The 14080-nt window shown below is 71.2% G+C and carries 12 protein-coding genes and 1 pseudogene; 10 read left to right on the forward strand and 3 right to left on the reverse strand.

Features of this window, described 5'->3' with window-relative positions:
• Window positions 1-5 precede the first annotated feature (5 nt).
• From OHA73_RS40430 to OHA73_RS40450, 5 genes and pseudogenes are all read left to right on the forward strand, one after another.
• Window positions 6-863 (forward strand): alpha/beta fold hydrolase, encoded by an 858-nt coding sequence (locus OHA73_RS40430; protein WP_327658620.1) that lies wholly within the window; start codon window positions 6-8, stop codon window positions 861-863.
• Window positions 864-996: 133 nt separating this feature from the next.
• A pseudogene (locus OHA73_RS40435) lies at window positions 997-2123 on the forward strand (sensor histidine kinase).
• Window positions 2120-2779: a response regulator transcription factor gene (locus OHA73_RS40440; RefSeq protein ID WP_327657722.1), complete on the forward strand. Its 660-nt coding sequence runs from the start codon at window positions 2120-2122 to the stop codon at window positions 2777-2779. The pseudogene OHA73_RS40435 and the gene OHA73_RS40440 overlap by 4 nt, the downstream one beginning before the upstream one ends.
• A 101-nt stretch (window positions 2780-2880) precedes the next feature.
• On the forward strand, window positions 2881-3420 hold the full coding sequence (locus tag OHA73_RS40445) for an ArsR/SmtB family transcription factor (RefSeq protein WP_327657723.1): 540 nt from the start codon (window positions 2881-2883) through the stop codon (window positions 3418-3420).
• A complete protein-coding gene (locus OHA73_RS40450; protein WP_327657724.1) occupies window positions 3417-4715 on the forward strand; it encodes an MFS transporter in 1299 nt (432 codons plus the stop codon). The genes OHA73_RS40445 and OHA73_RS40450 overlap by 4 nt, the downstream gene beginning before the upstream one ends.
• Before the next feature lie 14 nt (window positions 4716-4729).
• Here OHA73_RS40450 and OHA73_RS40455 read toward each other — a convergent pair whose 3' ends face one another.
• The 3 genes from OHA73_RS40455 to OHA73_RS40465 form a co-directional block, all read right to left on the reverse strand.
• Window positions 4730-5785: a hypothetical protein gene (locus tag OHA73_RS40455; RefSeq protein WP_327657725.1), complete on the reverse strand. Its 1056-nt coding sequence runs from the start codon at window positions 5783-5785 to the stop codon at window positions 4730-4732.
• Window positions 5782-6594, reverse strand: coding sequence for an MBL fold metallo-hydrolase (locus tag OHA73_RS40460; protein WP_327657726.1), 813 nt, complete (start codon window positions 6592-6594; stop codon window positions 5782-5784). The genes OHA73_RS40455 and OHA73_RS40460 overlap by 4 nt, the downstream gene beginning before the upstream one ends.
• Window positions 6595-6734: 140 nt before the next feature.
• The gene (locus OHA73_RS40465; RefSeq protein ID WP_266723778.1) at window positions 6735-7766 is read right to left on the reverse strand and encodes a LacI family DNA-binding transcriptional regulator; all 1032 of its coding nucleotides are present in this window, start codon (window positions 7764-7766) and stop codon (window positions 6735-6737) included.
• A gap of 221 nt (window positions 7767-7987) precedes the next feature.
• Here OHA73_RS40465 and OHA73_RS40470 point away from each other — a divergent pair, with 221 nt between their 5' ends.
• From OHA73_RS40470 to OHA73_RS40490, 5 genes are all read left to right on the forward strand, one after another.
• On the forward strand, window positions 7988-8833 hold the full coding sequence (locus OHA73_RS40470; RefSeq protein ID WP_327657727.1) for a prephenate dehydratase: 846 nt from the start codon (window positions 7988-7990) through the stop codon (window positions 8831-8833).
• Between the two features lie 36 nt (window positions 8834-8869).
• Entirely contained in the window at window positions 8870-9709 is an 840-nt protein-coding gene (locus tag OHA73_RS40475; RefSeq protein WP_327657728.1) for a helix-turn-helix domain-containing protein, read from the forward strand.
• Window positions 9710-9875: 166 nt separating this feature from the next.
• Window positions 9876-10745: an ABC transporter ATP-binding protein gene (locus OHA73_RS40480; RefSeq protein WP_327657729.1), complete on the forward strand. Its 870-nt coding sequence runs from the start codon at window positions 9876-9878 to the stop codon at window positions 10743-10745.
• Between the two features lie 102 nt (window positions 10746-10847).
• Window positions 10848-11915 carry an ABC transporter substrate-binding protein gene (locus OHA73_RS40485; protein ID WP_327657730.1) on the forward strand — a complete coding sequence of 356 codons (1068 nt, stop codon included), beginning with the start codon at window positions 10848-10850 and terminating at the stop codon, window positions 11913-11915.
• Between the two features lie 68 nt (window positions 11916-11983).
• Window positions 11984-14071, forward strand: coding sequence for an iron ABC transporter permease (locus OHA73_RS40490; RefSeq protein ID WP_327658621.1), 2088 nt, complete (start codon window positions 11984-11986; stop codon window positions 14069-14071).
• Window positions 14072-14080: the final 9 nt, after the last annotated feature.

Consider the following 14080-nt stretch of genomic DNA (forward strand, 5'->3'; position numbering starts at 1 on the left):
CGCCGATGCCGTATCTCTCCCAGACCTTGCTCGCCTTCCTGGAGGCCCTCGTGTACCGCTCGATCAAGGTGGCTGCCGCTGCCGTCATGTTCTGCGCGGCAGGCGCCGTGGCCGGTGGGGGCATTGTCGGATACGGGAATGTCGGAGCCAAGGCGCAGTCGCTGTCGGAGTCCGTCGCGGACGCGGTGCAGGGCAAGGGGGTGTCCAGTGGTGGGGACTCGTTCCTGGGGACCAAGAAGGTCCGTGTCGACGGTAACTCGGTCAACGTCTCGTGTTCCGGTCGATCGACGGGCCGTACGCCCGCGGTCATGCTGATGGCCGGCGGGGGAGACGGGCTGGACACGATGGCCGGTCTACAGAAGACCCTGAGTAAAAAGGCTCGGGTCTGCTCCTACGACCGGCTCGGCGAGGGCAAGAGCGACAAGCCGAAGGGCGCCCAGACCGTCGACGACAGCGGCAAGATCCTGACGGGCGTGCTCGACCGGATCGTCGGGGACGGTCCGGTCGGCCTGGCCGGTCACTCCATGGGCGGGTTCATCGCGGCCCGGTACGCCCCCGATCACCGGGACCGGGTCAAGGGGCTGGTCCATCTGGACGCCACGATCCCGGCTCTGACCGCCGGTATCAACAAGGCGATTCCTGCGTTTGCGACCGACGCCGCAGCCGAACTGCGCGACCAGACCATCGCGGTGAACAAGGGTCAGAACCCGGAGAAGTTCGTGATCGACGATGGCGAGGTGCGCTCCCCGCGCAGCAGCATCAGCACCGCCGCCGGAAGCGGGCACTACATCCACGTCGACCGACCTGACATCGCCGTCAAGGCCGTCCAGCGTGTCACCGCGCAGGCCGCGGCCCACCAATAGGCGCCTCCAGGCACCTTTAGTACTTCGGCCTCGGAGGCGTGGACATGAGGCGTGTCAGGCAACTGCCGCAGGTCACAGCGGTCACGTTCATCGGCGGCCAGGGCCGCGCGAAGCCCACGCTTACACTCTCCCGGTGAGCACTCCTCGGTGGGTCCCGGAGCAGTGGCGCCGGGTCGGGCCCGCGGTCTGGTATCCCGTGCTCGGTGTGGTGTTCCTGGCGGCGTCGTTCGTGCCGGAGTTGCACAGCCAGGGGACGGTGCTCGGGAGTGTGCCGAACCGGCCCTTCGACGCGCTGGCCGGTGGCCTGCCTTGCCCTGGTGTCGCTCGGCTTCGTTGTCGACCAACTCCGCGGCTACCACACGTTCGCGGGGAGCGCGCTGCCCATCGCGCTGCTGACCGTCGCGTCCCGGCTGGACAGTCGCCGGCGCGTCACCGTGCTCTGCTGCTCCGCGGCGTTCGTCCTGCTGTCGGTCGCCATCCACTGGCTGGGGCCGGGCGATCCGCTCGTCGAGTTCGTGTTGTTCTATCTGGCGCTGGTCCTCGCGTGGGGCATCCGGAGTGTGGATGCGCGCAGGCCGGCTCGCGGAGGCCGAACGCTGCCGCCGCGTCGCCGAGGAGACCCTCGTCGCCGAACGCACCCGCATCGCCCGCGAGCTCCACGACGTGGTCACCCATCATGTGACGGCGATGGTGGTGCAGGCGGAGGCCGCCCGCTATCTGACCGCCGCCCCCGAGCGTCTCGACCAGACCTTGAGCGCCGTCAGTGACACCGGCCGGCGGGCCATTACCGACCTGCGGCACCTGCTCGACCTGCTCAACCCCGACCACGGCACCGAGGCCGACGGCGGCGCGGGCGCCGAGCCCAGGACGCCGGCCGTCGGCAGGCTCCTCACCCTCGTCGAGCAGACCCGCCGGGCCGGGCAGCCGGTGGAGTTCACCGAGGAGGGCACGCCCGCCGAATCGACCGGCAGCGCCGACCTCGTCGCCTACCGGATCGTGCAGGAAGCCCTGACGAACGCACTCAAGTACGCTCACGGCAGGCGCACTTCGGTCCAGGCGAAGCACGGGGGAAGGGCGATCACCGTGGAGGTCCGCACGGACGGTCGTGGATCGTCGACCGCATCCACGGGAGGCGGCGGCCGCGGTCTGGCCGGGCTCCGCGAGCGGGTCGATGTCCTGGGCGGAGAGTTCAGCGCGCACCCGCAGACGGGCGGCGGCTTCGTCGTACGGGCCCGGATACCCGGCGGGAGCGCATCGTGACCGAGCCCGTCCGAGTACTGGTCTGCGACGACCAAGTACTGGTCCGCACCGGCCTGGTGACCATCATCGACGCCCAGCCCGACCTGGAAGTGGTGGGCGAGTGCGGGGACGGCAAGACGGCCGTCGACCTTGCCGAACGACTGCGTCCTGACGTCGTGTTGATGGACGTACGCATGCCGGTGCTCGACGGCATCGAGGCGCCCCGGCGGCTCGCCGGTTCCGGGGTGCGGCATCCCGTCAAGGCGCTCGTCGTCACCACGTTCAACCTGGACGAGTACGTCTACGAGGCACTGCGCGCCGGGGCGAGCGGATTCCTCCTCAAGGACGCGCCGCCGGCCCAACTGCTCCTGGGGATACGGACCGTGGCCACCGGCGCGGCCCTCCTCGACCCCGAGGTGACACGTCAGCTCGTGGGCAGATACGCCGCCCGGATCCGGCCCGCCGAGGACACCGCGCCCGACATTCCGCTGACACCGCGCGAACTGGAGGTCCTGCTCCTCATCGCGGACGGCCTGTCCAACAGCGAGATCGCCGCAGCCCTCCTGTTGAGCCAGGAGACCGTCAAGACGTTCGTCTCCCGCATCCTCGCCAAACTCGGCCTCCGCGACCGCGTCCAGGCGGTCGTCTATGCCTATCGCCGGGGGCTGGTGACCTGAGGCGACGGCGCGGATGCGGGGTCCGTGCGCCGGACAGCGGATTTTGGAAGCCGTGCGCAAACCCCTTGCCCAATGGTCAAGAAACGTTGACCATTGCTCGCATGCCCACCGACGATACTGCCGAGACCATTCACGTCACCACGGATGACCAGCTGCGCGCCGTCTCCAATCGCACACGTCACCGGATCATGGCCGTGCTCCGCTTCGAGCCTGCGACGATCACGCAGATCGCCGAGCGGGTCGGCCTCGCGAAGGGAAGTTCCAGCTACCACGTGCGGCTGCTGGAGCGGGCCGGTCTGGTCAAGGTGGTGCGGACGCGGAAGGTACGGGGAGTCACCGAGCGGTACTACGCGATGGCCGCGCGGTCGATCGTGCTGCCGGATCCGGGCGAGGGAGGTCCGGATGTGCTGATGCGGCATGCGGTGGCGGACCTGGAGGCGTCTCCGGCGGATGGCGAGCGGCACGTTCGGATGGCGCATCTGCGGCTCACCGACGAGCAGTTCGCAGACCTGGGGGCGCGGCTTGAGGCGCTTGCGGACGAGTATCGGGAGCTGTCCGATCAGTCGCTGCCGGACGCGTCACTCGTCTTCGCACTGTTCCACCCGGCATCGGGCGAGCGGGCCGGGGGGGATGTCAAGTGAACGCAGACGTACGGAAGTTGCCGACCGGGTTCGGGCGGCTGTGGACCGCGCAGACGGTGTCCTCGCTCGGTGACGGGGTGTCACATGCCGCGCTGCCGCTGCTCGCACTGACGTTGACGCGGGATCCGATGGCGCTCGCCGTTGTCACGGCCGCGGGCACGCTGCCGTGGCTGCTCTTCGGGATGCTCGGCGGTGCGCTGGTGGACCGCTGGGACCGTCGGCGCACGATGTGGGTCACGGATGCGGCGCGAGCGGTGCTGCTGGCGATACCGGCGGCAGCGGCGGCGTTCGACCTGCTGAGTATTCCGCTGCTCGCGGCCGTCGCCTTCCTGCTCGGCCTCGGTGGACTCTTCTTCGATACGGCCGCCACGGCCTATCTGCCGGATCTGCTCGGCCGCGACCCCGCGCTCCTGGAGCGCGCCAACTCCCGCTTGCGCGGCGCCCAGACGGCCATGTCCGGCTTCGCGGGGCCGCCTGCGGGCAGTGCGTTGCTCGCGCTCGGGCGGGCGGTTCCGCTGCTCGCCGATGCGGTGTCGTTCCTGCTCTCCGCACTGCTCGTACGATCGCTGCCCGCCATGCCCCGGCCCGTGCCGGAGGTCCGCGAGTCACTGCTTCGGCAGGCGCGGGCCGGCGCTTCGTACGTCTTCCGGGATCGGGTGCTGCTCGGGCTCGCGCTCCGCCCGGCAGTCGGGAACGTCGCCTTCCTCGCCGTGGAGACCGTGCTCGCCCTCTTCGCGCACGACCGCCTCGGCATCGACACCTACGGCTTCGGCCTGCTCCTCACGGCGGAGGCCACCGGCGGCCTGCTCGGTGCAGGCATCGCCTCCCACCTCGGCCGACGACTCGGCACCGGCACCGCACTGACCTGCACGGCTGCCGTCGAAGGGCTCGCCATCCTGGTCCTGGCCGCCGCCCCGAACCCGTACGTGGCCGGACTGGGGCTCGCCGTCTGCGGGGCCGGCATGGGCGCCACCATGGTGCTCGGGCCCTCCCTCCGCCAAACCATCGTCCCGGCCCACCTGATGGGCCGGGTCGCCTCCACGTCCCGCATGCTGGCCATGTGCGCCGCCCCCGTCGGGGCCTTCCTCGGCGGCTGGCTGGCCACCACCTACGACGTCCGCACCCCGCTCTACGCCGCCGCCGGCCTCCTCCTGTCGATGACGGCCGTGACGGCGTCCATGACCAGCAACCGCCGGGTCGAGGCGGCGCTGCGTGCTGCTGCTCGGGCCGACGGACCGGCTCACCCCGCATCCAAGGATCACGCCCATGAGGACGCACCCGACGTGACGCGGTGAGCCCTTCCTGCCCGTCATCGCTCGTGACCGGCAGGGTCGTGGTCGGTCCAGGTCGATACCTGGACCGACCCCAGGGGCCAGTGGCGGTCGGTGACGATGCCGGGGCTGCGCGCTTCCAGTTGCTGAATGAACTGGTCGTTCCAGCGCACCTGTTCCCGGTGCAGGGCCGGCCGTGACAGACGACCGACAGCAGGGTGGCAGGCAGCGATGACCTGTGCGAGGACGAGGGAGGTCTCCGCGTCGCTGGCGGCGTTGCTGGGTTTGTCGTGGTCGATGCCGTACCACTCGGCGACGTCTTGGAGGCGGTGCCCGCGGGAGTGGTCGATGTCCGCGTGCCGGTCGAGCACGAGGGGGTCGCAGATCGGTGACAGGCCGTGCGGGAGGCGGGTGGACAACGGGGTGAGTCCGTGCCGGGTCAACTCCGTCTCCAGGATGGTGAGTACGAACGGCGCGTACCAGACGACCAAGGGCTCCTTGGTTGCCAGATACTCGGTCAGAGTGGCCGCCAGCTCGCCCAGTGCCTCGGGGGCAGGTGTCCCTTTGGCGCGTGCCCGCTCCATCTTAATGCCGTGGTCCTTGTACGGTGCGACGGACAGCGGACCGGGGCCCGGGTCGACGAGCCAGGACCTTTGCGTCCCGTCAGTGGTGCACACCGCCGCACCCAGGATCCGGTCGACGGCGAAGCGGTTGCCGGTGGTCGCGATGTCCAGAGCCATGAGGCGGCGCCGATGCCAGCCCGGGTGGGGGAGACGGGGCGGTGGCGCGGGGTCACGGACGTGGTCACGGTGGTAGTGCACGTCCCTTCCGCCGGACACCTTGCGCACCACTACTCCCGTGTAGGCCGCGACAGCTTCCCCGCAGGTCTCGCACCGTCCGTCCCACCGGTTGGGCAGGAGTGCGGAGGGGTCCGAGGTGGTGCCGTCCGGGTCGGGTGTCGGGGCGTGCGCCGGGTGGTAGGTCACCCATCGCCCCCACGCACTGCGCAGCAGCGTGCCGGTCTCGGCTTCGACTTGCTCGCCGCAGCGGGCGCATGGGGCCGCGTACTGGTTCGTCCGTGCCGGACTGTTCACTTGCCACCTCGCCGCGCAATGCTCTGGGCCTGCCCCTCGTGCACGTCGTTCACCCACTCCCAGCCGGGCCTCGCCGATGCGCCGAGCCGTGGGTCGTCGGGAGTGAGGCCGTCCCGTAGGGCGTGTACGTACGCCCGGTCCTGGTGGATGCGTGTGCGTACCTGATCGGTGCCGGCGACGGACCCGTGGCCGGGGACGAGGACGTCGACGTCGTCCGCCACGTCCTCGAGCAGTCGCAGGCTCACCAGGTAATCGTCGATCGGGGTGGTGGACTCGTCGAGCATCGGGATCAGGACGTCGGAGAGCATGTCGCCCGCGACGAGAACCCTGCTGTGAGCGATCAACAGCGCCGCGTGGCCGGGTGCGTGGCCAGGGTGTTCGATGATTCGCACCTCGGGGCCGTCCCAAGGAATCCGTACGGTTCCGGCCGGCAGAGCCGTGATGAGGCCGAACAGGTCCAGTGGCGTTTCCAGGGCGATTTCCGGCGGTAGGCCCTCGGTGACTTGGGTCCTCCAGTCCGCGTGCGACAGCAGCTCTTCCATTTCCGCCGCGCAGCGGGCCGTGCCGTAGCGAGGTGCTTCGCCGAGTTCGGCGTGCCAGAGCACGTGATCCCAGTCGGGATGCGTCGAGAAGCCTGCGGTCACGGACTGGCCGAACTTGGCGAGGTCGTTCGCCAGGCAGAGCATTTCGTCGTCCGTGATTCCGGGGTCCACGAGCAGCACACCATCCGTGCCCTGCACGACAACGGTGTTGTTCTGGAGCAACTCGCTCTGGTGGACCAGTACCCCTTCCGCTACCTGCTTCAGCATGGGGAACCTCCCGTTTGTGGCCTGCGGCCGCTTGGTGAGACGTTAGCCCACTGCATCCCTTTTGTGATGTCCTCGGGCAAGGGCGGCCGTCGTCGGTTTCCCCCAACTCGCCCTTCCCGTCTGGCGTTTGTGCCGGGCGCTCAGGCGTCGGCGGGGGCCACCACCGAAGCGCGCGCGACGACTGGGCACTCCAGGCGCCGTACGTGCCCCGCCGGGACCGGTCCGCCGGACTCCACCGCGTCGAGCAGCGTGTCCACGGCCGCCGCGCCCATCGCGTGATGCGGCAGCGCCACGGTCGTCAGGGCCGGGACCAGGTGCGCGGCCATCTGGTCCTGGTCGTCGTACCCGACCACCGAAAGCCGCTCCGGCACGGAGATCCCCAGCCTGGCGGCGGCCAGCAACACCCCTGTCGCCACACGGTCGTTGGCGCACACCACGGCCGTCGGCGGCTTCGCCACGTCCAGCAGGCGCAGCGCGGCGGCGTACCCCTCGTCGATCTGCCAGCCGGCCCGCAGTCGCCGCCGGGCGCGCACCGGTACACCCGCCACGCGGAGTCCGTCGGCGAAGCCCAGGGCGCGGTCGTCGGCGGCGATGTTCCCTTCGGGCCCGCCCACCAGTGCGATGTCCCGGTGCCCGGCCGCGAGCAGCACGTCGACGGCGCCGCGCCCGCCGGCCCGCTCGTCCGCGACCACGGCGGCGTACGAACTCTCCTTGCGGGGAAGGCAGTTGGCGAGCACCGTGCGTGCCGGGTCCAGGCCCTCGGGGACGTCCGTCGCGTTGAGTTCCATGGCCGCGTAGACGAACCCGTCGACGCGGCGTGCCCGCAGCTCCGCGACCGCCTCGGCCTCCGCCGCGCTGTCACTGCCCGACTCCATCAGCAGCACCTGGTGTCCGCGCGCACGCGCCGCTTCCATCGCGCCGAGCACCATGCGTCCGGCGAAGGGGCTCGTGGCGATCGAGTCGCTGAGCATCCCGATCACACCCGTACGCCGCGCGCGCAGCGACCGCGCCACCTCGTCGGGCCGGTAGCCGAGTGTGTCCGCCGCCTCCTTGATGCGCTGCTGTGTCCGGGCCGACAGATTCCCCTCGGCCCGCCCGCTGAAGACGAACGACACGGCTGCACGCGAGACGCCGGCGAGCTGGGCGACGTCGCGGGCGGTGGGGCGCTTCACGCGGGGGCTCCTTCGAGGGCCGGGCGTCCACCCGGGCGCGACGACGTGCACGGGCGGACGGAGCGATGGGCCTCCAGTGTGCCGGATGGCGTCGTGGGGGTCCCTGTCGGCGGGGGCGTACGGTCCTGGCCGGGGGCCCCAGTCGCCGGGATGAAAGAGTTGGGTCTCCTGTTGAGCCCCCTGAACGATCGCAACGGCCTCCGCACCGAAGGTGAAACCCTGTGACCAGCATCGCGTATCAAGGCGAACATGCCTCCAACTCGGCGACCGTCGCCCAGAGGCTGTTCCCGGGGTGCACGGAACTGCCCTGCGTCGGCTTCGAGCAGGCGCTGGACGCGGTGACGCTGGGCACCGCCGACCTGGCGGTGATCCCGGTGGACAATTCCACGGCCGGCCGTGTCGCAGACGTGCACCATCTGCTCCCGGAATCGGGCCTGTTCGTGATCGGCGAGTACTTCCTCGCCATCCGGTTCGACCTCATGGGGGTGCCGGGGACGTCGCTCGGTCAGGTGGAGTGCGTCCGCAGCCATGTGCACGCGCTGGGGCAGTGCCGGAAGGTGGTGCGTGCGGGCGGGTGGCGTACGCGGGTCAGCGACGACACCGCGGGTGCCGCCCGCGAGGTGGCGGAACTGGGCGACCCGCGGCATGCGGCGCTCGCCCCGCCGGCCGCGGCCGGGCATTACGGTCTGGAGGTGTTGCAGGCCGGCGTCGAGGACGACCCGGACAACACCACGCGATTCGTCGTCCTGTCCCGTGACGCCGAATTCGCGCCCCTGGAGGGCGGGCCGACCATGACGAGCCTGTTCTTCGCCGTGCGGAACATCCCGAGCGCGCTGTACAAGGCGCTCGGCGGCTTCGCCAGCAGTGGGGTGAACCTCACCAAGATCGAGAGCTATCAGATGGGGGCGGGTCTCAACCCGAGCTGCTTCTACGTCGAGATCGAGGGGCATCCCGACGAGCCCCGTGTCGCGCTCGCCCTGCAGGAGCTGAGCTTCTTCTCGACCGAGGTCCGCGTACTCGGCGTCTATCCGGCCCACCCGCACCGGCTGGAGGAGCGGAACGTGTGAGGGGTGGCTGCCGGCGCCGCGGATAGACTCGTGCGCATGCAGGTATCGGCGTTGCCGGAGCCGGTCGAGCCGCTTCCGGAGCAGGGGGCGGCTCCCTTCACCATCACCGCCGGGTTCCGGATTCCCCGTGTTCCCACCGAGTGGGCGCCGCACTCGCACCCCTTTCACGAACTCGTCTGGGTACGTGGTGGAACGCTGACGTCCCGCGTCGGGGACCGCGTCTTCACCGTGTCCGAGGGGCACGGTCTGTGGATGCCCGCCGGAGTGGCGCACGGGGGCCGGTCGACGGCGGGTGCGCAGTTCCACGACGCCTTCTTCGCCCCGGACCGCACACCGTTCGCGGTCGGGGAACCGAAGGCGATCGCGATGACGCCGCTGCTCGAGTCGCTGCTGATCCATCTGTCCCGCACGGACCTCGACGAGGCGGCCAGGGCGCGGGCGGAGTCGGTCGTGTTCGACGTGCTCCGGCCGTCGGAGCGCCAGTTCGCCCTCCAGCTGCCCAACGACCCCCGGATCGATCCGATTGCCGAAGCCCTGCTGGACGACCCCGGAGACCCCCGCTCTCTGGAGGAGTGGGCGGGGCGCCTCGGGATCAGCGACCGGACGGTCACCCGCGCGTTCCGCCAGGCGGCCGGCCTCTCGTTCGCGCAGTGGCGGCAGCTGCTGCGGGTGCACCGCGCGCTGACGCTGCTCTCCGAGGGCTTCGATGTGCTGACGGTCTCCGAGACGCTGGGCTACGCCCGGTCCAGCTCCTTCATCGCCGCGTTCCGGCGGGTCATGGGCACCACGCCGGGCGCGTTCTTCGCGGCGGGCGACGGCGCCGACGCCGCCCCGGGTGATGTCCGGAATCCCGTATCGGGTGTCCAGAACGCGTGATTGTCGACGCGGCGGCCGGAATATAACCTGCTCGGAGTTAGGTAACCCTTAGTTGGTGCTCGACGTGCACGGCGCTGCCCGTACGCGGGTGAGTTCGCGGCCCGGCCGGTGACGGCCGGTCGGAGGGTGCCGCGCCTCCTGCCCTTCCGACCACCGGGATTCGTCGATGTTCACGCGCTCTCCTCGGCCCACCGAGCGTTCGGTTGCCGGGCCACCCGACGCGCCGGTGGGCGCCGCCCTCAACGGGCATGAGCTGGTGCTTCGTTACGACGGCAAGCCGGTCGTCCATGGTGTCTCGATCGATTTGGCGCCCGGCCGCGCGACCGCCCTCGTGGGGCCCAACGGCAGTGGCAAGTCCACGCTGCTGCGGGCGCTGTCCCGACTGCACCGGGTGGAGGGCGGCCGGGTGACGCTCGGCGCTCCCGACGGCCCGTCCGCGCGTGACGCGGCGCTGCTCAGTGCCCGCCAGTTCGCCCGTGAGGTCACGCTGTTCTCCCAGTCGAGGCCCGCGCCCCAAGGGCTGACGGTCTCGGAGGTCGTCGCCTTCGGGCGCCATCCCTACCGCCGCGGCTTCGCGGGGCCGACCGCCGAGGACCGGGCCGCCGTCGACCGTGCCATGGGTGTCACCGGCGTACGGGACATGGCGGGACGCCCGGTCGGGGAACTGTCCGGCGGCGAGATGCAACGTGTCTGGCTCGCGGCCTGCCTCGCCCAGGACACCGGCGTCGTCCTGCTCGACGAACCGACCAACCACCTGGACCTGCGCTACCAGTTCGAGACGCTCGACCTGGTGCGCGATCTCGTCGAGGAGCACGGCATCGCGGTCGGGATCGTGCTGCACGACCTCGACCAGGCGTCCCGTGTCGCGGACACGCTGGTCCTGATGCGCTCCGGCCGCGTGCACGCGGCGGGCGCACCCGCGGACGTCCTCACCGCCGAGAACATCGGCGAGGTCTACGACATCCGGGTCGACGTCAGCGTGGACGCCCGCACCGGCCGCCTGCGCATCGATCCCATCGGGCGGCACGCCGCCTGAGGCGGAACATCCGCCTCGCTCACCAACACGTACGTACTCCCAACGCGCACGTACGCCGACCCACACACGTACCTCGACACATCTCAAGAAAGAGGCCCCCTCATGAACCGTGCCCGTCTCCTGGCGGCGTCGGCCTCCACCGGGCTCGTCCTCCTCGCCGCGACGGCCTGCGGCACGACCGACGTCGACAAGGCCGTCAAGGCCGAGGGCGGGGCCAGTGCGTCGCCCGCGTCGAAGGACTGCGCCTCGGACACCACGGCCACCTCGACGAAGCCGGTCTCCTTCAAGGACGGCGTCGGCCGCACCGTGAAGCTCGACAAGCCCGCCAAGCGGATCGCGGTCCTGGAGTGGCAGCAGGTCGAGGACGCGCTGACGCTGTGTGTCACCCCCACCGCGGTGTCCGACGCGAAGGGCTACAGCACCTGGGTCAGCGCCGAGAAGCTGCCCAGCGGGGTGACCGACATCGGTACCCGCGAGGAGCCCGACCTCGACACCCTCTACGCGGCGAAGCCCGACCTCGTCGTGGTGGAGGGGTTCGACGCCGACGACGAGACCGTCAAGAAGCTGGAGAAGCGGAAGGTCCCCGTGATGGTCACCAAGGGGGCCGACCCGAAGGACCCGATCGGCAACATGCGGAACGTGTTCAGCATGATCGGCAAGGCGACGGGCCGCACCGAGCGGGCCGACCAGGTGCTCAAGGAGTTCGACGACCACCTGGCGACGGCGAAGAAGCAGGTCACCGACGCCGATCTGCCCACGAAGGACTTCCTGTTCTTCGACGGATGGCTGGAGGGCGGCAACCTCACCGTCCGGCCCTACAGCGACGGCGCCCTGTTCACCGAGATAGGCAAGGAGCTCGGCATGAACCCGGCGTGGACCAAGGCCGTCAACAAGAACCACGGGGACGGCGGCGTCGACAAGTCCTACGGGCTCGCCCAGACCGACGTCGAGGGACTCACCGCGGTGGGTGACGCCAACCTCTTCTACGCCAACGACGAAGGTGCGGGGGGCTACGTCGCGGCGCTGAAGAAGAACCCGATCTGGAAGACGATCCCGGCCGTGAAGGAAGGCCGCGCACACTCGTTCCCGGCGCGGGTGTGGGGCGCCGGCGGCCCGCGCTCCACCGAGCAGGCGATCGACGCGTACGTCGACGTACTCGACAAGAGGTGAGCGCGCCGCAAGAGGTGAGCGCGCCGCAAGAGGTGAGCGCGCCGCATGAGGTGGGCGCACCACACGAGGTGGGCCCGACGCACGAAGCGGGCGCGCCGCGCCGCCCCAAGGCGCCGGGTGCCACCGGGATCGCCCTCCTCGCGGCGCTCCTCCTCGCGACCGTCCTGGTGGGCATGTGGCATCTGACGCAGGGCACTTCGGGTGTCGGTGTCGGAGACCTGGTGCGGTATCTCACCGGCGGGCGGGAGCACACCGGTGGCGCGCCGGTCGGTGAGATCTTCACCGGCTCGCGCCTGCCGCGCCTGCTCGCGGGCGTGGCGGTCGGGTTCGCCCTCGGTGCCGCCGGAGCGCTGCTCCAGTCCGTCACGCGCAACGCCCTCGCCTCGCCCGACACCCTCGCGGTCACGGCCGGCGCCTACTTCACCCTCACGCTCGTCGCGGCCTTCGGTCTCGCCGTCCCGCTGTGGGCGTCCGGCGTCGTCGCCTTCGTCGGCGGCCTGACCGCGGCGGCGCTCGTGCTGCTGCTCGCGGGCCGGGCCGCCGGCACCGCGGGCACCCGCCTCATCCTCGCCGGATCGGCGACGGCGCTGGCCCTGGACGCGGCGACCGGGGCGCTCCTCATCCTGTTCAACCAGAACACGACCGGCCTGTTCGCCTGGGGGAGCGGTTCGCTCGCGCAGCTGAACATCGACGCGGCCATGCGCGCCTGGCCCCTCGTGGCCGTGGTGCTGTGCCTCGGCCTCGCGCTGTCCCGGCGCCTCGACGTGATGAACCTCGGCGACGACACCGCGGCCACCCTCGGCGTCCCGATCCGTTCCACCCGTGTGACGGCCGTGTTCTGTGCGGTGCTGCTGACCAGTACGGCGGTCACCCTCGCGGGACCGATCGGCTTCGTCGGCCTCGGCGCACCCGTCCTGGTCCGCCTGATCGCCGGGCGGGTCGGGGCGCTGCGCCGGCACCTGTACTCGGTGCCTGCGGCCGGGCTGCTCGGCGCGCTGCTCATCCTTCTCGCGGACGCGGGCCTGCGCGCGGTGCAGGGCGCGGACGGCGCGGCCGCCATCCCCACCGGTGTGCCGACCGCGCTGCTCGGCTCCGTCGTGATCGTGGTGCTCGCGCTGCGTCTGCGGGACACGGGCCAGGCTTCGCGGCCCCCGCATGCGCGGGTCGCCGCACGGTCGCGGCGCGCGTTCCTCCTCGTCGTGTCCGGCGCGGTGGCGCTGCTGGCCGTGGCGGCCGTCGTGGCGGTTCTCGCGGGCAGTCTCTGGCTGCGGACCGGGGATATCGTGCTCTGGGCCCAGGGCCTGGCGCCGGATCTGATCGGCCAGGCGCTCGACGACCGGGTCCCGCGCGTGACCGCCGCGGTGTTCGCGGGCGCGGCGCTCGGGCTGGCCGGATGTGTCGTGCAGGGCGCGGTGCGTAACCCGTTGGCGGAGCCCGGGGTGCTGGGCATCACGGCAGGCGCCGGTCTCGGTGCGGCGAGCGTCGTCACGTCGGGCCTGCCCGGCGGACGGCCGGTGCTCATCGTGGTGGCGGTTGCGGCGGGGCTCGCCACGTTCGCGGTGGTCGCCCTGCTGTCGTGGCGCGGCGGCTTCCTGCCCGACCGGTTCGTACTGATCGGCATCGGCTGCGGATACGGACTCAGCGCCATCACCACCTTCCTCCTCCTGCGCGCCGACCCGTACAACACGCCCCGCATCTTCACCTGGCTGTCCGGTACGACCTACGGCCGCACGTTTCCCGATGTCGTCCCGGTCGCGGTGGCCCTGGCGCTCGCGCTGCCCGTGCTGCTCGCCATGCGTGAGCGGCTCGACCTGCTCGCCGTCGACGAGGACACCCCGCGCATCGTCGGCGTCAAGGTCGAACGCACCCGCCTCTCCGCGCTGGCGATCGCCGCCGTGCTCGCGGCGCTCAGCGTGGTCGCCGTCGGCGTCGTCGGTTTCGTGGGACTCGTCGCCCCGCACCTCGCCCGGTCACTGGTCGGCGCCCGGCACGGCCGAGCCATCCCCGTCGCGATGCTGCTCGGCGCGGTGCTGGTCTGCGTGGCCGACGCCCTCGGCCGGGCGCTCGTCGCACCTGCCCAGATGCCGGCGGGCCTCATGATCGCGCTGGTCGGCGCCCCGTACTTCGTGTGGGTGCTCCGGAAGTCCCGCGCATGACGTCGCCCC

The sequence above is a fragment of the Streptomyces sp. NBC_00483 genome, from assembly GCF_036013745.1.
Taxonomy (GTDB): Bacteria; Actinomycetota; Actinomycetes; order Streptomycetales; family Streptomycetaceae; genus Streptomyces.

Excerpts from the sequence above, each read along its gene's own strand:
- OHA73_RS40430 (WP_327658620.1), top strand. The coding sequence starts at position 6 with ATGCCGTATCTCTCCCAGACCTTGCTCGCCTTCCTGGAGGCCCTCGTG.
- OHA73_RS40480 (WP_327657729.1), top strand. The coding sequence starts at position 9,876 with ATGTTCACGCGCTCTCCTCGGCCCACCGAGCGTTCGGTTGCCGGGCCA.
- OHA73_RS40445 (WP_327657723.1), top strand. The coding sequence starts at position 2,881 with ATGCCCACCGACGATACTGCCGAGACCATTCACGTCACCACGGATGAC.
- OHA73_RS40460 (WP_327657726.1), bottom strand. The coding sequence starts at position 6,594 with ATGCTGAAGCAGGTAGCGGAAGGGGTACTGGTCCACCAGAGCGAGTTG.
- OHA73_RS40475 (WP_327657728.1), top strand. The coding sequence starts at position 8,870 with ATGCAGGTATCGGCGTTGCCGGAGCCGGTCGAGCCGCTTCCGGAGCAG.
- OHA73_RS40485 (WP_327657730.1), top strand. The coding sequence starts at position 10,848 with ATGAACCGTGCCCGTCTCCTGGCGGCGTCGGCCTCCACCGGGCTCGTC.